A 19,794-nucleotide genomic window follows, 5' to 3' on the forward strand; every position below is an offset into this window, starting at 1 on the left:
ACGCCTGGCGACAGGTTACATATTCGGGAAGGTAATGTTGCTACCCGGCGCTTCACGATGAAGATGGATGAAGTTCAGGTGACGTTCATACTGATCGAGAATATCAATAATCACCTGCTCTTTGCTGTAATCCATTAAATCGTTGCCCTGGCTGCCCTCCAGCAGGAAGGTTTCCAGACGGTAATAGGTCGATTTACCGCTGCGAGCGCGATAGGTAAAGCCCGGCACCGAATACTGCTGCGGCCAAACCTGGTAAACAAAGTTCTGTTCTTCGCCCAGATTCACACGCAGATCCAGATAGCCCAATGGGTTCTCCTCATCGGCTGGCACTGCTTCCAGCGCAACTTTCCCCCCGCGCAGCTCCAGCTCTTTCGCCACATCCTGCATTGCCGGGAACACCACGGTTTCCATCATATGCTGGGTATAACGCGAGCCCGGATAATTCATCAGGCGCGACAGCCGTTTTTTCCAGCTCAAACGATCGTTCGCTGAGGCCAGGTAAGGCGCGGTATCACGCGTGGCGCTGGCACGTCGATAATCTTCAATCTTCAGCGATTTATAAAGCCCCGCCATCACAAAGAAGATCACAAAGCTGAACGGCAGACCCATGATCACCGTGGCGTTTTGCAGCGCCGAGATACCGTTGGTCATCAGCATGCTCAACGTCAGCACCCCAATCGCCACTGACCAGAAAATACGCAGCCAGTTTGGCGCATCGCTGTTGATATCTTTCAGCTTTGAGGTGAAGTTACCCAGCACCAGCGAACCGGAATCCGCTGAGGTGACATAAAACAGCATACCGGTGATGGTCGCGACCGATGCACTCAGCTTAAACGCCGGATACTGTGCCAGCAGGCTATAGAAGCCGCGTTCTGCATGGTTCATCACTTCCTGCGCAAATCCTGCGTTGCCGTGAATAATTTCATACAGCGCAGCGTTACCAAATACCGACAGCCAAAGCAGCGTAAAGGTAAACGGAATGATCAGCGTGCCGAGTACGAACTCACGAATAGTACGTCCACGCGAAATACGCGCCAGGAACAGTCCAACAAACGGCGACCAGGCGACCCACCATGCCCAGAAAAAGAGTGTCCAGCTGTTCATCCACTGAGTTGGGCGATCGAAGGCGAAGGTGTTCAGCGTCATGCCCATAAAGCGATTAATGTAATCACCCACGTTAAGCACCAGCGCGTTCAGCAGAAACTCAGTATTGCCGCAGAACAGCACAAACAGAATCAGACCAACCGCCAGCGCTACGTTGAGTTCAGACAGAATACGAATGCCTTTATCTACGCCGGATGTCACCGAAATGGTGGCGATAATCACCGATAAGACGATTAAACCGGCCTGCGCCGCCAGTCCTTCAGGAATATCGAACAGCACTTTCAGCCCATAGTTAAGCTGCACGACGCCAATACCCAGCGTAGTGGCGATACCGAAAATGGTGCCGACGACCGCCGCGATATCCACGGTATGACCGATCGGTCCGTTGATGCGCTTGCCAAAGATGGGGTACAGCGCCGAGCGAATGGTCAACGGCAGGTTATAGCGATAGCTGAAGTAGCCAAGCGCGATGCCCATCAGTGCGTACATCGACCAGCCGGTCAGGCCGTAGTGGAACAGCGTCCAGACCATCGCCTGACGCGCCGCCTCCATGGTTTGACCGGCGCCTTCCGGCGGCTGCATATATTGCGTTACCGGTTCGGCCACGGAGAAAAACATCAGGTCGATGCCGATGCCTGCCGCGAACAGCATGGCTGACCAACTGAGTATGCTGAACTCCGGTTTTGACTGCTCTGGTCCCAGCTTAATATCACCAAAGCGCGAGCACGCCATATAGAGCACAAAGACGATATAGAGCGTCGCCGCCAGCATGTAATACCAGCCGAAGGTGGCAGAAACCCAGTTAACTGCGGTCAGGATCCAGCCTGCCGCCTGGCCACTAAAAAGAATGGTCAACAGTGAAAACGTCAGAATCAGTCCAGCTGAAGTGTAAAACACAACAGGATTGATTCTGTCTTTTTCACCGGATGGTGGATTCATCATCAATAAAAGCCTCTGGTTAAATGTCTAATTATTCAATCGATTAATTCACCATATCGGTCAATAACTGACCGCTATTTTCCCTGTTAAGTACCCTGCTAAACCATCACGGTGAACAACCGCTGACGATTGTAGTCCACTGCTACGCTTATGTAACAATCGAAGCGCAACATCCTAACAAGTTTTCTTTTTATATTGAACGTGCAATCAAAAAAAGTTTTAATAGGGGTACGAAATGAGCACGGAGCAGGAAAAATGCCAAAGGTGGGGATGCAGCCGATACGACGTCGGCAACTGATTGATGCGACCCTGAGTACGATTAATGAAGTGGGCCTGAATGATGCCACTATCGCCCAGATTGCCCGCCGCGCGGGTGTCTCGACCGGCATCATCAGTCATTACTTTAAAGATAAAAACGGCCTGCTTGAGGCCACCATGCGCGATGTCACGCGCCAGCTACGCGATGCCGTTGCTGCCCGGCTCAAGCCACTGGCCGATGCCTCCACCGAAGCGCGGCTTCGTGCCATCGTTGAAGGCAACTTCGATGAAACACAGGTGCATAAGGCAGCGATGAAAGCCTGGCTGGATTTCTGGTCCAGCAGCATGCACCAACCGCAGCTGAATCGCCTTGAGCGGGTCAGCAGCAGCCGGCTTTTTTCCTCGCTGGCGGCAGAATTTCGACGTGAAATGCCGCGCGATAAAGCCCGCCTGGCCGCACACGGTCTGGCGGCACTGATAGATGGGCTTTGGTTGCGCGCCGCACTGAGCCGCAAACCTTTTGATCCCGAGGTCGCCCGAACACTGACCACACAATTCATTCATCAGCAGTTGGCTGACGATCAGAATAGATAAGGAAGAGATAATGTCCCGATTTAACGAGCAACACCTCTACATTGATGGCGCCTACGTTCCTTCTGCGGAAGGAAAAACCTTTCAGACCATCAATCCGGCGAACGGCGAAGTGCTGGCTGAGGTGCACGAAGCGGGCCCGCAGGACGTTGAGCGGGCGGTAAACGCGGCTAAAAAAGGACAAAAAGTCTGGGCAGCGATGACAGCCATGGAGCGTTCGCGCATCCTGCGCCGGGCGGTCGATATCCTGCGCGAGCGCAACGATGCGCTGGCTGAACTGGAAACGCTGGATACCGGCAAACCGCTGAGCGAAACCGCCAGCGTGGATATCGTTACCGGTGCTGACGTGCTGGAATATTACGCGGGCCTGATCCCGACGCTGGAAGGCCAGCAGATCCCATTGCGCGATACCGCCTTTGTCTATACCCGTCGCGAACCGCTGGGCGTGGTGGCCGGTATCGGCGCATGGAACTATCCGATTCAGATCGCACTGTGGAAATCAGCCCCTGCCCTTGCGGCAGGCAACGCCATGATCTTCAAGCCAAGCGAAGTGACTCCGCTCACCGCGCTGAAGCTGGCAGAAATCTATACCGAGGCGGGCGTCCCCAACGGCGTATTCAACGTGCTGCCTGGCACCGGCCCGGTCACCGGCCAGCTGCTGACTGAGCATGACGGCATCGATAAAGTCTCCTTCACCGGTGGCGTTGCCAGCGGCAAGAAAGTGATGGCAAACGCCGCAGGCTCAACGCTGAAAGATGTCACCATGGAACTGGGTGGCAAATCGCCGCTGATTGTCTTTGATGACGCCGATCTCGATCTGGCAGCCGATATCGCGATGATGGCGAATTTTTACAGCTCCGGTCAGGTCTGCACCAACGGCACGCGCGTATTTGTGCCCGCTGCCCTGCAACCGGCGTTTGAGCAGAAAATTGCCGAGCGCGTGGCGCGCATCCGCCCCGGCTCGCTCACCGACGCCGACACCAACTTTGGCCCGCTGGTTAGCTTTGCCCATCGCGACAACGTGATGCGTTACATCGAGTCAGGTATTGACGAAGGCGCACGTCTGCTATGCGGCGGCACGCGTCTGACCGGCGCAGGCTTTGATGAAGGTGCATGGGTTGCACCAACGGTGTTTACCGACTGCCGTGATGAGATGAAGATCGTTCGCGAAGAGATCTTTGGTCCAGTGATGTCAATCCTGACCTATGAAAGCGAAGAAGAAGTGGTACGCCGCGCGAATGCCACCGAGTTTGGTCTCGCCGCCGGTGTGGTCACCAACGATCTGAACCGCGCGCACCGCGTGATTCATCAGATCGAAGCCGGCATTTGCTGGATCAACACCTGGGGCGAGTCGGCGGCGGAAATGCCGGTCGGCGGTTACAAGCACTCTGGTGTCGGTCGCGAAAACGGCCTGATGACCCTGCAAAATTACACTCAGGTCAAATCAATCCAGGTTGAGATGACGCGTTTTCAGTCCGTATTTTAATATTTGATCCTGAGGAGTAACCGATGGAATTTGATTATATCGTTATTGGCGCCGGTTCCGCAGGCAACGTGCTGGCGACGCGCCTGACTGAAGACAGCAGCGTCAACGTCCTGCTGCTGGAAGCGGGCGGCCCCGATTACCGTGCGGACTTCCGTACGCAGATGCCTGCCGCGCTGGCATTCCCTCTGCAAGGCCGTCGTTACAACTGGGCGTATGAAACCGACCCAGAGCCTTACATGAATAACCGTCGCATGGAATGCGGTCGTGGCAAGGGCCTTGGCGGTTCGTCGCTGATCAACGGCATGTGCTATATCCGCGCTAACGCCCTGGATCTCGACGGCTGGGCGAAAGAGCCCGGTCTGGAATCCTGGAGCTACCTGGATTGCCTGCCCTACTACCGCAAAGCGGAAACCCGCGATATCGGCCCGAACGACTATCACGGCGGCGACGGCCCGGTGAGCGTCACCACGCCAAAAGCGGGCAACAATGTGCTGTTCGAAGCGATGATTGAAGCCGGTGTGCAGGCAGGTTATCCGCGTACTGACGATCTCAACGGCTACCAGCAGGAAGGTTTTGGCCCAATGGATCGCACGGTCACGCCGAAAGGTCGTCGAGCCAGCACCGCGCGCGGCTATCTGGATCAGGCCAAAAGCCGTCCAAACCTGAAAATTGTCACCCATGCCACCACCGATCGCATCTTGTTTGACGGCAAGCGCGCCGTCGGCGTGGCCTATATGCTCGGCGACAGCAATGAAATGCACGAAGCGCGTGCGCGCCGTGAAGTGCTGCTCAGCGCGGGCGCTATCGCTTCGCCGCAGATTCTGCAGCGATCCGGCGTTGGCCCGGCCGCACTGCTGAAACAGTTCGATATTCCGGTGGTGCACGATCTGCCTGGCGTCGGCGAAAACCTACAGGACCACCTTGAAATGTACCTGCAGTATGAGTGCAAAGAGCCGGTGTCGATTTATCCGGCCCTGAAATGGTGGAACCAGCCGAAAATCGGTGCGGAATGGATGTTTAACGGCACCGGTATTGGCGCCAGCAACCAGTTTGAAGCGGGCGGCTTTATTCGCAGCCGTGAAGAGTTCGCCTGGCCGAACATTCAGTACCACTTCCTGCCGGTGGCGATTAACTACAACGGCTCGAACGCGGTCAATGCGCACGGCTTCCAGTGTCACGTGGGTTCGATGCGTTCCCCAAGCCGCGGTCACGTGCGACTGAAATCACGCGATCCGCGCCAGCACCCATCGATTCTGTTTAATTACATGGCGTCTGAGCAGGACTGGCATGAATTCCGCGATGCCATTCGCATCACGCGCCAAATCATCAATCAGCCGGCGCTGGATAAATACCGTGGTCGCGAAATCAGTCCCGGCCTCGACTGCCAGACGGACGAGCAGCTGGATGAGTTTGTGCGTAATCACGGCGAAACGGCCTACCATCCTTGCGGTACCTGCAAAATGGGTAACGATGAGATGTCAGTGGTTGACGGCGATGGTCGTGTGCACGGCGTAGAGGCGCTGCGCGTGGTCGATGCGTCTATCATGCCGCTGATCATCACCGGTAATCTGAATGCCACCACCATTATGATTGGCGAAAAAATCGCCGACCGTATTCGTGGCAAGGCACCGTTACCACGCAGCACCGCCAGCTACTTTGTCGCCGGTGAGAAACCGGTGCGCGGCGAGCCACAGCGCCCGTAAATTGTTGCGGCAATCAGCGCCATCAACGTTAACGCGTTGATGGCGTTTTTTTTGCCTGTCTGCGGCGCATGCTCACGTAAACTCGTTACTCACCGTCATCACCTGCGCTATTTTGTGATCCTTTCCGTTACTGGCTGTCCAGTTGCCCAAAAAGCTACGTTCATGCCCGCTTATCCTTAGGCTTTCGCCTGATGCTGCGCCGCGGCTGCATTCCTATACTCGCTAATGATTTGAACAGGTTACCGTGATCCCGGCTGGCTGGGATACCCTTCTGCGAGGTATCACTTTGGAAATATCATCAATTGAGGTTATGCGCATTGCGATTCCTTTTCATGCGCATCGCCGCCCGCCGCAGCGCGAAGAAACCACCTTTAATGCCGCGTCACCTTCCTTACGCAAAATGGAAACGCTGCTGGTGAAAGTGGAAACCACCAGCGGCCTGTGTGGCTGGGGTGAAGCCTTTGGTCACCTGGCAAACCCGGTGACTGAACAGGCGCTGCGCTCGCTGGTGGCACCGTTCTTTTTGCACCGTTCGATGCCTGAAAATAGCGGACAAATAGAAGCGTTAATGCAGCAGGCAGAACAGGCGCTGCATGCCTTCGGACGCAGCGGGCCGGTGCGTTATGCGCTTTCGGCGCTGGATATCGCGCTGTGGGATCTGCTCGGCCAGCACCTGCAACAGCCACTGTGGCAACTGCTGGGCGCGCAACGACAACACATCGAACGCTACGCCAGCCTCGTCAGTTATGACAATGATCCCGAAGCGGTCGCTAAGCAGGTGGTGCGGGCACAGCAGCAGGGTTTTACCACGCTAAAGCTGCATGAAACGGAAGTTGCCGCCATCACGGCGGCCCGCCGCGCACTGCCTGAAACCGTTGAATTAATGGTTGACGTTAACTGTCCGTGGACGCCGGAGCAGGCGGTGCAGCAAGCGCATGCCCTGCGCTCGCTTAATCTGGCCTGGCTGGAAGAGCCGATCTGGCCGCCGGATGACTATGCAGCGTTGTCGGCGCTGCGCGAAATTGGCGTGCCGATTGCGGCGGGTGAGAACGCCGATGGCGACCAGGGTTTTGCTCACTTAATGGCGTTGAATGCCGTGGATATTGTGCAGCCAAGTGTGGCAAAAGTCGGCGGCATTAGCGCGGCACTGCGCGTGTTCGCTCTTGCCCGACAACACAAGGTCACCGTGGTGCCGCACTGCTTCTATTATGGCGCTGGCATGCTGGCGACCGCGCATCTGGTTGCCACTCTGCCGCCTGCGATCAAAATGGAAGTGCCGTGGATCACCTTTGAGGCGGCGCTCTATCCTGAGCTGTCAACCGCGGTGAACTTTACCCTTTCATCCGCGCCCGGACTCGGCTATCAACCCGATCCCGCCGTGCTCCAGCGCTACCGTATTTCACACCATCGAATTGCTGCCACAGAGGGAAGCCACCATGTTTAAACGCTACCGGGTGGTCATCGCCCTGCTGCTCTTTTTTGCCGGCATGCTTAACTATCTCGACCGCGCCGCGCTGTCAGTGATGGCACCGCTGGTCAAACAGGATCTGCACATTAATGACGCGCAGATGGGCATTCTGTTTAGCTGCTTTTTCATCGGCTACTGCGCATTCTGTTTTATTGGCGGCTGGTGTGCCGATCGCTTCGGTCCACGCCGCGTCTACGCCTGGGCGGCCACCATCTGGTCGTTGTTCTGTGGCGCAACCGCGTTGGTCACCGGCTTTGCACATCTGCTGATTGTGCGCATGCTGTTTGGCGTGGGTGAAGGCCCGATGGGCACCACCACCAACAAATCGATCGCCAACTGGTTCCCCAAACAGGAAGTGGGTCGGGCGGTAGGATTCACCAACGCTGGCCAGCCGCTGGGCGCCGCCATCGCCGCGCCCATTGTAGGGCTGGTCGGCTGGCACTTCGGCTGGCGCATCGCTTTTGTGGTCATCGCGCTGCTAGGGTTTATCTGGGTAGGCTGCTGGCTGCTGCTGTTTCGCGATAAGCCGGAGCAGCATCCGCGCGTCAGTCAGGAAGAGAGTGACTACATCGCACGAAATCGTCCGGCAAGCCTGAAAAGCGCAGCCTCGCCGCAGCAGGACCCGCATTCATTGTGGCGTTACGTTTTTTCCCTGCCGGTGCTCGGCGTCGCCAGTGCCTTCTTCTGCTTTAACTATATCCAGTTCTTTTTTCTCTCCTGGCTGCCCAGCTATCTCACGGACTTTCAACATCTGGATATTAAAAGCATGAGCATTATCGGCGTGCTGCCCTGGCTGGGCGCGACGATGGGCTTTCTGGGCGGCGGCATGGTATCGGATATGCTCTATCGGCGAACGCGCAACTTTCTGCTGTCGCGCAAGCTGGTGATCTTTGTGGGTCTGGCGGTGGCAGCGGTCTGTGTAATGCTTACCGCCTGGAGCAGCAACGTAGTGAGCGCGGTAACGCTGATTACCCTCGCCAGCGTCTTCGCCTACATGACGCCGCAGGCCTGCTGGTCGCTGCTGCAGGATATTGTGCCGCCCGGCCGCATAGGCACCGCTGGCGGGTTTGTGCATCTGCTGGCCAATCTGGCGGGAATTCTGTCACCGGGAATTACCGGCTTCCTTATCCAGTACGGCGGCGGTTATCACACTGCCTTTGTACTGGCGAGCCTGCTCGCACTGGCGGGAATGCTGCTGCTGGCAGTGCTGGTGCGTGAAAAAGGCGTGGCATCGCTGCGTGCGTTGGCGACAGAGTAAGGCCTGAAACAGAGGCCGAAACGGCCTCTGTTTTTACGCGTTTTTCTGTAACATGCCGTGTTGCCACAGCCGATCGCGAGCGATGTTTTTCATTTTGACCTCACACATGATGTCAAAATCTGCAAACGACAGCGCCCAGTTATTCAACGTGTCATTGAAATAGAAGTCGGAATGCGCCCGCAGCTTCGACTTCCCGATGCCCAGCGTAAGCTGATCGGGAAAGCCGGTTTCCGGGATCAGTCCTTCCTGCGAGATCGAGTAGTGCAACACCGGTCTGACGCCTCGCCACGATGCTTTGATGCGTTCAATACGCGCATCGTCAGGCGTAATAAATTCGTTCTCTTTTACCCAGTGGTGATGAATATCGAGCACCACCGGGCACAACTCTGCTGCCTGCAGAACATCGTCCAGCGAACAGGAGATTTCATCGTTTTCGACCGTCAGCATGCGCCGCGCTTCCTCGCTGAGTTGGCCGAACGCCGCCTGAAAACCGGCAAAGCCCTGTTTGCCGTTCATATGAATATTAATTTTGAAGTCCTGAAACGCACGACCATAGCCGAGCATCACCGCGCAAAGTGCGTGGTATTCCACATCTTCCCGCGCGCGTTCCACTACCAGCGGATTATCGGACGCCAGCACTGAATATTGTCCCGGATGAAACGAGAGGCGAATATTATTGGCCTTTGCCACTTCACCGCAGGCGGTAAACAAAGGTGCCAGATCGGGCAGCAGTTCCTGATAAAGTCGGCTGGCTTCGGGCACGGTAAATAATGGCAGCAGATCGCTGCCGATACGCATCATTCTTAGTGCGTCGGGCTGGGTCGCCAGCGCGTTAAAGGTTGCCAGCAGATGATTAAGATTATTGGTAGCAAGCTGATACAGCAGCGCAGACTGCTCTTCTTGTTTCAGGCTTAAAAAACGCGTGCGGGTGGTGGCCTTAAAAGGGAATGGCTGTTTAAAATCCGCATCAAGATATTTACACGCAAAGCCTAATTTCATAATAACCTCAGTTTGTTCAGGTGCTATAAGTGTAACAACAAATCCCACTTTCGCTGGCGACCCACACCCGCTGCGGCCTGACTGCGTTATTAATAAGCACCTCATAATCTGCTGCCTTTTACCGGCAGGTTATGATGCCGCGTTATAAGTTATATCGCGGCGGAAGTGTGCAGTTTCCGCGACTTATATTACTATCCAGCACTTAACTTTTCTGAAGGGATACGTTCATGTTTAAAGGTTTGCTTACGGCGTTACTCGCCAGCTCCGTTTTACTGTTATCCGCCTGTTCACCCGATAACGACAATAAAGTCAAAGTTGCCATCAATACCGGTCCGGATCAGGCAATCTGGGAAGAAGTACAGAAAGTCGCCAAAGATAAATATAAGCTGGACGTCGAAGTGGTCTCCTTCAACGATTATGTGCTGCCGAATGAAGCGCTGAGCGGCAAAGATGTCGATGCCAACGCCTTCCAGAGTCTGCCTTATCTTGAAGATCAAACCAAAGCGCGCGGTTATAAATTTGCCGTAGTCGGAAAAACCTTTGTTTTCCCGATTGCCGCCTATTCCCACAAAATCAAAAACATCAATGAACTGCCGGATGGCGCAACCATTACCATTTCCAATGAAGCGACCACGCTGGGCCGCAGCCTGCTGCTAATGCAGGCACAGGGCTTAATCAAGCTCAAGGACGGCGTGGGTTATCTTCCGACTACGCTCGACATTGTTGCCAATCCGAAACATCTGAAGCTGGCCGAAGTGGATACGCCGCAGCTGACCCGTACGCTTGACGATCCAAACGTCACCCTGTCGATCATTAACACCAACTTCTCTGCCCAGGCGGGATTATCTTCAACCCGTGATGGCCTGTTCCGCGAAGGCGCGGCTTCGCCATACGTTAACGCACTGGTTTCACGTGAAGAAGACAAAGACAGCGATAAAATTCAGAAGCTGAAAGCGGCGTTGCAGTCGCCGGAAGTCGCTGCCAAAGCGAAAGAAGTTTACAAAGGCGACGCGATTCAGGGATGGTAATCCACGGATTACCTGGTGATGGTTGCAACGGCCTGCGCTCAGCAGGCCGTTTTCTTTTTTAGCGCTCGCCGGTGAACAGGCCACGATGGTTTTCCAGCCAGTGGTGGAAGGTTTGTGGCTCACGGCCGGTTAACTGTTTGAAGTCGGTGGTCACCGCCGCGACGCGGCCCGCAGCGGTATTGGCATCAAACGAGGCGAAAATACGCGCCAGCGGCTCCGGCAGGCCCGCCGCCATCATACCCTGCACCAGCGATTCCAGCGGAACCTGCACCACCGTAATCGGTTTATTCACCACTCCGGCGATGGCCGTGGCAATCTGCTGTTTGGTCAGTGATTCGGGGCCGGAAAGCGTCCAGGTCTTTTTACCGGTTTCTGTGCCTGAAAGCGCTACGGCAGCGGCCAACGCCAGATCGTCACGCGCGATATCGGCGCTGCCCTGCCCTTCGTCTGCGCTGTACCACTGGCCCGAGGCGATGGCAGCCGGAATCGACATCGCAAGATTTTCGAAATACCAGTGATTGCGCAGCACCGTCCAGCCCGGCAGTTCGCTGGCTGCCAGCGCCTCTTCGGTGCCCAGGTGGTCGGGGGCGATCAGCAGCGGTGCACCCTCAGGATGAGGTGCGGAGGTGTAGACCACATGCTGAACACCGGCCGTTGCAAAACCAGTAACAGCATTCTGATGCTGCTGCAGGCGCTGGCCTGGCCGGTCGAGGGTATCGGTGCTGATCAATAACGCCCGCTCAATGCCTGATAGTGCCGCCACAAAGCTGGCCGGTTTTTCAAAATCGAGTTCGCGCACCTGCACACCTTTGGCGGCCCAGCTGGCAAGTCGCTCCGGCTGGCGACTGGCGGCGACGATGCGATTAGCCGGGATATCCAGCGTGCTGGTCAGATGCTGTAACACTGCCTGGCCAAGCTGGCCCGATGCGCCGGTAACGAGAAGTAATGATTCCACAGTGAAACTCCGCTATTGCTGTTAAGAGAGAGAAACCATAAACTCATACCGCACTTAAAAGAAGTACGCACAAAAATGTTAGTAAGGAAAAAATATGAAAGAGGCAGAAAAACCGGCGTCCGGATTGACCGCTGCGCTGCGCCGCGGCGAGTTGACCAGCGTTGACTGTCCTTCGCGCGAGGTGTTTAAACATGTCACCAGCCTGTGGGGCGTGCTGTGCCTGATTGCATTACGCGACGGCACGCTGCGCTTCAGCGAACTGAGACGAAAAGCCACCGGCGTGAGCGAACGTATGCTGGCGCTAACCCTGCAACGGCTGGAAGAAGATGGTTTTGTCAAACGAACCGCTTATCCGGTTATTCCGCCGCGCGTGGAGTACGATCTCACGCCGAGCGGTGAACAGGTTGCGGCACACGTAGCCATGCTGGCTGACTGGATTGAGGAGAATACCGGAGACGTGATGCAACAGCGGCAGGCGCGCGGCTAAGCACGGCGCCTGCCATCAAACCACCTGCACAGCACTGTGCAGGCAGCTGACGCATCAGTTTTTTTCAGGCCAGGAGACCGCGGGAATACCGTTGCGTTTCGGCGTGGCGAACAGCGAGCCCTGGAAGTGAAAAATACCGGCTGCTTCGAGCCACATCCACTCTTCCGGCTTTTCAACGCCTTCCGCCGTCACGGCAATCTCCAGCGATGAACAGCATTTCAGAATCGCCTGCACGATCGCCTGCTTCGGACCGCTTTTGTGCACGTCGCTGATGATATTGCGGTCGATTTTGATCTTGTCGGGCTGGAAACGTGTTAACAGCAGCAGTCCGGCAGAGCCGGCGCCAAAATCATCAATCGCCACGCTGATACCGGCAGACTTCAGCTTTTTGATCGCGCTTTCAAACTCATCAAGTCGGGAAATCACTTCATTTTCAGTGACTTCTACTACAACCTGCTCTGGCACCAGATCGCTGGCTTTCATCGCCTCAATCAGCTTTTCAACCGCGTCTGGCACCACCACCAGTGACATCGGCAGCAGGTTAACCGACAGCGTCAGGCCTTCGATGCCCAGCTTTTTCGCCAGCGCAAAGGCCGTGGCTTTCGACTCAAGATCCAGCGCATAGATCGCGTCCTGCGTCAGTTCCGCTGCGTTCTCAGCCGGACAGAACACCGCCTCAAGCGACACAATCTGACGAGCAAAGGGATCGATAATCGGCTGGAAGGCGAAATGATGGTTGCCTGTACCCGACGCATCCGCGGCATCTACTGAAGCCACCACATCATCGGTAATGAAATCCCAGTAGTCCGCCGGTGGGACCTCAAAATAGTTCTCTTTTTCACGTGCCTCGACAAAAGTACGCAGAAATTGCAGCGCCCGATCATCATAGGTCAGGCGATATTTTGAGGTGCCTTTATCCAGCACCGCCTGCAATACCGATTCTTTGTCGTACTGACGCAGATCGAACAGCTCCATACCGGCGTTACCGAAACGACGCGCAGGACCGTGATCGCGCATTAATTCAACAACGTTGTGATGGCGGGTATCGCTTAAGATACAGCCATAAATGTCGAGAACTGCCTCTTCCGGGCCTTCCAGCACCTGGAAAAAGTGGGTGCCATTGAACAGAAGAATCCCGGTCACGTTAAATAAACTGTTCAGTTTATTCGCTTTTTCCGCCAGGTACTCCAGAGATTTAATCGGAACGTCATCGGCAAGATGACTGCGATAGATAATTGTCGACAACATTACGTATTCCAGACTCCTTGCGTGTGTTCGGCTACTTTACCAGAAGTTCACGCCGTGTTGTGCAGATCTCTGCAACATTGCGTTATCGTATTATGAGCAACGTTGACAGAATAACAAACCGTAACGCACGGTTATTTATCCTTTATGGAGAATATTATTTTTTCTGCCCCGGCGTATGGACTGACGTCAGATGCGCTTTTGACGGGTATACCTGGCGGCAACGATGACACGGTGAATGACGAGTCAGAAAAAGCCGCCTCTGTGTTGATGCGCTGGCTCGTACCGCTCGCCAGCCAGCGCACATTCATCAGGCATTGGCGGCGGTGGGCAATACGAAGTAAAACACGCTGCCTGCGGACGCACGCGGTTCAGCGCATAAGCTGCCGTGATGTCGCTCGATAATGCCGTGGCTGATGGTTAATCCCATCCCCATCCCTTCTGCTTTGGTGGTGTAAAACGAGTCGAACACCCGAGCAATCACCGCCGGTTCAATGCCGCTGCCGGTATCCGCCACGTCAATGCGCAGTTGATCAGGCGATGGATTGCTGCTGGTCAGGGTCAGCACGCGCGGGCGATCGTTAATCGCTGCCATCGCCTCGATGGCGTTTACCACCAGGTTAAGCAGAACCTGCTGCATTTGAATGCTGTCGCCAATGATCCCATCATTGCTGGCCCACAGCTGATAATCAACGCTGATGGCGCGGCGCTCCAGCTCGCTGCGCGACAGGGTAATAATGTGATGCACCGTATCGTGCAGGCTGAGCCAACGCGCGCTGGAAGCCTGATTGCGGGTCAGCGCCTGTAGCCCGCGAATGATATTCCCGGCGCGCTCGCCCTCGACAATGATCTCCTCCAGCCCGATACGCGCGTTTTCCAGCTCAGCGGGCGCGCGCCTTAACCAGCGCAGGCTGGCGCCCGCGTTAGCGACAATCGACATCAGCGGCTGATTAATCTCGTGAGCAATAGAGGCAGTCAGTTGACCCACGGTGCTGGCGCGCGACACGCGGGCCAGATCGGCCTGCGCCACGCGCACTGCATCCTCGGCCTGCCGCTGCGCGGTGATATCGGTAATGATGCCAAAATACTCCTTCACGCCATCTTCACCGTCTACCGGATCGCCGATGCCCAGCAGATAGCGGCATTCGCCATCCATACGAATAATGCGAAACTCGGCGCGCATTGAGGCGCATTGATGCACGCTTTCCACTACCCGTTTGCTGATGCGCACATAATCTTCCGGGTGCACCAGCGTGAGAAAATCGGCCATCGATAAGGTTTTTTGCCCTGTTGGCAGGCCGAGAATACGCACGTACTCATCGGAAATGGCCATCACATCCTGCTCAAGCTCCCAGCGCCAGCTGCCGGTATGGCTAATCTGCTCGCCGAGCATCAACGACGTCTGGCTGGCGCGCAGATCTTTCTCTACCCGACTGCGCTGGATGTTTTCCGCCAGCAGCTCGGCATAGAGCCGTGCGGTCTCCAGCGATACCGCCGCCTGAGCCGCCAGCGTCTGCACCACGTGTGAATGTTCGGCGGTGAAGACGTCGGGCATCAGGCAGTTTTCCAAATACAGCACGCCGACCAGTCGCGCCTGCTTAAACATCGGCACGCACATCACTGCCGCGCCGGAAGTGACCAGATAAGGATCCTGACTGAAGGGGCTGAAGCTGCCAGGACGGCCGGTGCGAATCGCCTGGCCGGTGCGAATCACGGCTGACAGTACCGACAGCGGCAAATCGCTGGCCAGCGGCGTTTCATTCACCATGCGTACATAAATGCCGTCGGGGGTGGTTTTTGCCCAAGCTTCCGTTTCGGCAATATCACCGTCACGGATGCGCAGCAACAGGCAGCGCTGCGCGCCCGCGCGTTCCAGCAGCATGGTTAACAGAATCTTGATCAGTCGGTCGAGGTTGATCTCTTCGGTCAGTGCACGCGCAGCGGTGGCAACGCTCTCCAGATCGCGTATCGCCTCGCTTTGGGCGAAGGCGATGGTATCAAACGGCGTCTGCGGCGCCGCGTTAACCAGATGCGGATGACGCTTTTCCAGCTGCTGTACTTTGGCGTTTGCGCCCCAGCGCGCCCAGGCGGCGATCGCGCCGCGCAGGTAGGCATCTGCGGCAACGGCTAAACCTGTGCGGGTGGCAAGGCGCGCGGCCAGTTCATAAGCCAGCCCGTTCACCTGCACAAAGCCGCCTTCATGCGACAGCACAATCGCCTTTTCATACTGCATCATCGCCTGACCGACATCGCCTGCCAGGCGCGCCAGCTCGGCCTCAATCAGCGCGGCTTTATCAGCGAAGGTGCCAGGATTGACCTCTGCCCAGCAGCGCAATTTATCCACATGCGGCTGCAGACGCTGGGTGCGTTCCTCAGAAATTTCCTGCGTGTCTTCCGCCAGCGTCAGCGCCAGCGCACTGTAAAAATGATAATCGAGCAGCGGCACGTGGCCCGGCACGGCGGCCACCAGCGGCGCGGCGCGGGTAAAACAGCGGTCCGCCTCGGGATATTCTCCGGCGGCAAAATGCGCCAATCCGCGATAGAGCCAGCGCCAGAAATGCAGCAGCGGCGTATTGCCCTCTGCTCCCCCTTTCACCGGCGCATCGGCGAGCAAACGAGCACCGCTGAAGTGCGTGTCAAACGGCTCACGCAGATGCTGCACATAGTGCCGCTGAATCAGCAACACGCTTTCAACCTCGGCAAAATCGGTTTTGCGCACAAAGGCGAGCCCGCGATCGAGGGTGGTCAATACGCTGTCAAGGTGATCACCGCGCATCAGGTAGTTCATGATCTGATGACGAATAGCAAAACAGGCGGCGGTTAAATCGCCCTGCGCCACCGCGGCGGTAAAGCAGGTTTTCGCGCAGTCAACGGCATACGAGAGCGGCTGGGTCCAGATGCTGACCTGATCCAGCGGCAGCAGCGTGCGCCCTTTGAAGTGCGTAAAATCGTGCTGTATCACCAGCTCACGTGCCAGCGAGCCGCTTTTGAAACCCAGCGGATACTCCTGATAATAGTGACCAATCAGCACGCCGTACCACGCCAGGGCGAAAGTGGAAGCGCCGCTGATACCGTGATCGAGCGTGAGATGCAGCATGCGGCAGAGCACCAGAAAGTGCAGCCGTGGGCAGACAAAGGCGGCAAAAATAGTCGCGCTGGCCATCAGTTCCAGCATGGCTTCAATTTCAGGATTGTCCATGACCGACAGCGGCATAAACGCCTGATAAGGATCGCTGCCAACGCGGGCGCGTAGCTGCTGGCGGGCGGCATCGCACTCCTCGGCCTTGGGCTGGCGGCTGAAACGCACGCCAAATACTGCCAGCCACGCCAGCGTGGTTTCCAGCGCCCGCTGGTTATCTGACTGACGCATATGCACTTCGGCCAGCAAACAGGCCGCCGAGGCTTTCTCTGCCAGCCCACCACGCGTCCGCATCAGCGTATCGCACAGGCTCAGCGCCGCGGGAAGATCGCCCTGCAAAAAGTGGCATTTCGCCGCTTCAAGATTCAGCATCAGCGTCTGTTCATCGTTGTCCGGCTGTTTGAGCACCTGCGCCACGTGCAAATAGCGCAGCGCTGACGCGTAATCTGCGCTGTTTTTTGCCTGGCGGGCGGCCTGCACGGTAATGGCATAACAGGCATCGCGGTGCGGCGAGCGAGCCAGTACGTGGCTAACCGCAGCGATATGGTGCACCGCCTGAAACAGCGCGCGGCTGCCGTCGACCTGCCCCGCCTGATCACTCAGTAAAATGGCCGCGTTGAGATGCAACTGCTGCCGATCGTCGTCGCCAATGAGCGCAAAAGAGGCGGCGTGCACGCGATCGTGCGTAAAGGCGTAATCATCACCGGTGAGCGTGACCAGCTGGGCGATGATGGCCGGATAGAGCCGCTCGCGCAGCGCGTGCACCGCGCTTTGCTGCATCTGGGCCAGTGCACGCAGATCGCCAGAGGCGCCGAGACAGGCGAGCCAGCCGAGCAGTTCTCGGGTGGGTAACGGCATGGTTGCCAGCTCTTGCAGCACCCGGCTGGCGACGTTATCGGTGTAGTGGCGCGCGCGCAACGCCGTGCCGTCAACGTGCCATTTACCGTGCTCGGGATGATGGACGATCAGCCCATCCTCCTGCGCCTGGCGAAAGAAGGTATGCGTGTAGAGCGGATTGCCGCCGGTCTTGCTGTGAATCAGCGCGGCCAGCCCCAGCGTTGAGGCGATGCGCGACTGAAAATGGGTAGCCAGCCAGCGGGCGATCGCTTTGACGGTCAACGGCGCAGGCTGAATATCGATCAGCCGGGTAGCCGCACCGCGTAACTGCGTCAGCCGCAGGGCAAACTGTGGCAGCGGCAGTGACGCTTCCTCGCGGTGCGCCACCACCAGCATCAGCGGCAGCGCGTCGCTGTCAACGATCAGGTGCTGCAACAGTTGCAGGCTGGCGTCATCGGCCCAGTGCATATCGTCGATCAGCACGATCAGCGGGCAACCCGGCATTGCCAGCGCGCTGACCAGCGACTGCAACATCTGTCGGAAGCGGGTATGCGCATGCAGCGCCAGCCGATCGTCCGGCACTGCGGGGCGGCGATCGATCAGCAAACCCAATTCCGGCACCAGGCTCACCGCCAGCCCGGCATCGTCGCCCAGCCGGTTAAGCAGCCGCGCCTTCCAGCGCACCATCTCTTCAGCGGGTCGCCCCAGCAGCCACAGCGTCAGCGAGCGGAACGCCTCATTAAGCACCGCATAAGGCACATCCGGCGAATATTGTTCAGCTTTACCCACCGCGAACAGGGCAGGTTCATGCTGTAAGTGAACCAGCGCAGAGGCGATGAGCGATGATTTGCCGATGCCCTGCGCACCGCGAATCACCACCAGCTGGCTGCTGCGCGTCTGTTTCATCTTATTAAATACTGCCACCAGCTCACGCGCCTGCGGGTGCGTTGTGCACAGCGTGTCGGTGAGATAGCGGCCGGGCACGCTGTCTTGCAAGCCCGGCGTAAAGCTGGCGATATCACCACCAACGGTCAGCGTCGCCTGACAGCGGCGCAGATCGGCCAGCAGCCCGGCTACAGTTTGGTAACGATGCTCTGGCAATTTTGCCAGTAACCGCAAAACAATTGCCGCCAGCATCGGCGGTACTTCGGCATGCTGCAGCGGCGTTAAGCGCGGCGGTGAAGCGATGTGATGATGGATCCATTCCGCCTGGCCGTCATCCGGCGCACCAAAAGGCAGGTCGCCGGTCAGCAGCTCGTAAAACACAATGCCAAGGCTGTAAATATCGCTAAGCGCATTGACCGGATGGGGCGTGCGCGAACTGTGCTCAGGCGACATATAGGCCAGCGTACCGCCGATCATCGGCAGCGAGGCCGCGGAGGGGATGCCAATAGAGGCCGATGCCAGCCCAAAACCGCCCAGCATAAAGCGGCCGTCGGCGGCGATAAAAATGTTGCCGGGTTTAATATCACCGTGCGTAATGCGCTGTTTGTGCAACACCTGTAAGGGTTCACACAGGGCGATCGCGCGATCGAGAAAGTCGGCCATTTTCGGCGTGGCGCGCGGCGGCAAAGTAGCCAGCGTAATAAACGGAAATGGCGCGTAGATCAGCGCATAGCGCCCGTGCCAGATGGTGCAGGCATCGGGCCGAATTGCCCAGCGTGCGGAAAGGTGCTGACGCAGCGCAAACTCATTTTTCAGCAGCTGGCGGGCCTGTCCGCTGGCTTGTTCATGCACGGCGGTGACCAGCACGCCTTCATCGCCTGAGAGCTGGCGATAGCGCAGCCACACCAATGCGCCCTCCTGCGCCAGCGGCGTAAATTCCGCGTCGTCGTCCAGCGTGATGCAGACGTTTTCAGGCGGCGTGTTGCGAACAGAAAGGGATGATGAGCGGGCGTCGGGCATGCAGATGTCCTGAGTCAGGCTAAAGACTGACGGATACAGTCGAGTAATGTATCAATATGAATAGGCTTGCGCATAAATGCCAGCGCGCCGGTGCCCATGGCATACCAGTGCATGTTTTCATCGCCATGGCCGGAGATGTAAATCACCGGCGGCAGCGCCGCGTGCTGTGCCAGTTTTTCCACCAGCGCGAAGCCGCTGATGCCCTGCAATTTAATATCGATAATTAACAGCGCCGAGGTGTCCAGCGTCTCTGGCACCGCCAGCAGCGCTTCTGCAGAATCAAAGGTCTCGGTCAGGTAGCCTTCTGACTGCAGTAAATTGCTCAGCCCGCTGCGCACCGACCGTTCATCGTCCACAATGATAATCCGCTGTGATCGCATCCTGTCGCTCTC

The 19,794-nt window shown here is 57.1% G+C and carries 13 protein-coding genes; 7 read left to right on the forward strand and 6 right to left on the reverse strand.

The genetic code is table 11. The features are described from left to right. Positions 1-15 precede the first annotated feature (15 nt). Positions 16-2,046, reverse strand: coding sequence for a choline transporter (locus tag ACJY2L_RS05915; RefSeq protein ID WP_439213196.1), 2,031 nt, complete (start codon positions 2,044-2,046; stop codon positions 16-18). 252 nt (positions 2,047-2,298) lie between these two features. Here ACJY2L_RS05915 and betI point away from each other — a divergent pair, with 252 nt between their 5' ends. The 5 genes from betI to ACJY2L_RS05940 all read left to right on the forward strand — a co-directional run bounded on the left by betI (position 2,299) and on the right by ACJY2L_RS05940 (position 8,807). Then, complete coding sequence (betI, locus tag ACJY2L_RS05920) at positions 2,299-2,895, forward strand: transcriptional regulator BetI (RefSeq protein ID WP_264289947.1); 597 nt, start codon at positions 2,299-2,301, stop codon at positions 2,893-2,895. A gap of 10 nt (positions 2,896-2,905) precedes the next feature. Further along, on the forward strand, positions 2,906-4,378 hold the full coding sequence (gene betB, locus ACJY2L_RS05925) for a betaine-aldehyde dehydrogenase (protein WP_439213197.1): 1,473 nt from the start codon (positions 2,906-2,908) through the stop codon (positions 4,376-4,378). 23 nt (positions 4,379-4,401) lie between these two features. Next, complete coding sequence (gene betA, locus ACJY2L_RS05930) at positions 4,402-6,081, forward strand: choline dehydrogenase (protein ID WP_439213198.1); 1,680 nt, start codon at positions 4,402-4,404, stop codon at positions 6,079-6,081. A 286-nt stretch (positions 6,082-6,367) separates the two neighbouring features. Then, the gene (locus ACJY2L_RS05935; RefSeq protein WP_439213199.1) at positions 6,368-7,525 is read left to right on the forward strand and encodes a mandelate racemase/muconate lactonizing enzyme family protein; all 1,158 of its coding nucleotides are present in this window, start codon (positions 6,368-6,370) and stop codon (positions 7,523-7,525) included. After that, the gene (locus ACJY2L_RS05940; protein WP_439213200.1) at positions 7,518-8,807 is read left to right on the forward strand and encodes an MFS transporter; all 1,290 of its coding nucleotides are present in this window, start codon (positions 7,518-7,520) and stop codon (positions 8,805-8,807) included. Before ACJY2L_RS05935 ends, ACJY2L_RS05940 begins: the two co-directional genes overlap by 8 nt. 33 nt (positions 8,808-8,840) lie before the next feature. On the opposite strand, the gene ACJY2L_RS05945 is transcribed toward ACJY2L_RS05940, so the two are convergent. Further along, positions 8,841-9,806 (reverse strand): UV damage endonuclease UvsE, encoded by a 966-nt coding sequence (locus ACJY2L_RS05945; protein WP_439213201.1) that lies wholly within the window; start codon positions 9,804-9,806, stop codon positions 8,841-8,843. A gap of 227 nt (positions 9,807-10,033) precedes the next feature. Between ACJY2L_RS05945 and ACJY2L_RS05950 the strand changes: the two genes are divergently transcribed. Further along, complete coding sequence (locus ACJY2L_RS05950) at positions 10,034-10,834, forward strand: MetQ/NlpA family ABC transporter substrate-binding protein (RefSeq protein ID WP_067436778.1); 801 nt, start codon at positions 10,034-10,036, stop codon at positions 10,832-10,834. Positions 10,835-10,892: 58 nt separating this feature from the next. Here ACJY2L_RS05950 and ACJY2L_RS05955 read toward each other — a convergent pair whose 3' ends face one another. After that, the gene (locus ACJY2L_RS05955; protein WP_439213202.1) at positions 10,893-11,789 is read right to left on the reverse strand and encodes an SDR family oxidoreductase; all 897 of its coding nucleotides are present in this window, start codon (positions 11,787-11,789) and stop codon (positions 10,893-10,895) included. A 94-nt stretch (positions 11,790-11,883) separates the two neighbouring features. On the opposite strand from ACJY2L_RS05955, the gene ACJY2L_RS05960 reads away from it, so the two are divergent. Beyond that, positions 11,884-12,276, forward strand: a complete 393-nt coding sequence (locus ACJY2L_RS05960) for a winged helix-turn-helix transcriptional regulator (protein ID WP_439213203.1) — start codon at positions 11,884-11,886, stop codon at positions 12,274-12,276. A 54-nt stretch (positions 12,277-12,330) separates the two neighbouring features. On the opposite strand, the gene ACJY2L_RS05965 is transcribed toward ACJY2L_RS05960, so the two are convergent. From ACJY2L_RS05965 to ACJY2L_RS05975, 3 genes are all read right to left on the reverse strand, one after another. Further along, positions 12,331-13,524 (reverse strand): diguanylate phosphodiesterase, encoded by a 1,194-nt coding sequence (locus ACJY2L_RS05965; protein WP_439213204.1) that lies wholly within the window; start codon positions 13,522-13,524, stop codon positions 12,331-12,333. Positions 13,525-13,831: 307 nt separating this feature from the next. Continuing rightward, positions 13,832-19,402 carry a trifunctional serine/threonine-protein kinase/ATP-binding protein/sensor histidine kinase gene (locus ACJY2L_RS05970; RefSeq protein WP_439213205.1) on the reverse strand — a complete coding sequence of 1,857 codons (5,571 nt, stop codon included), beginning with the start codon at positions 19,400-19,402 and terminating at the stop codon, positions 13,832-13,834. A gap of 14 nt (positions 19,403-19,416) precedes the next feature. After that, a complete protein-coding gene (locus ACJY2L_RS05975) occupies positions 19,417-19,782 on the reverse strand; it encodes a response regulator transcription factor (protein ID WP_187485271.1) in 366 nt (121 codons plus the stop codon). Positions 19,783-19,794: the final 12 nt, after the last annotated feature.

Source organism: Duffyella sp. Ts4, assembly GCF_051851875.1.
GTDB classification, from domain to species: domain Bacteria; phylum Pseudomonadota; class Gammaproteobacteria; order Enterobacterales; family Enterobacteriaceae; genus Duffyella; species Duffyella gerundensis.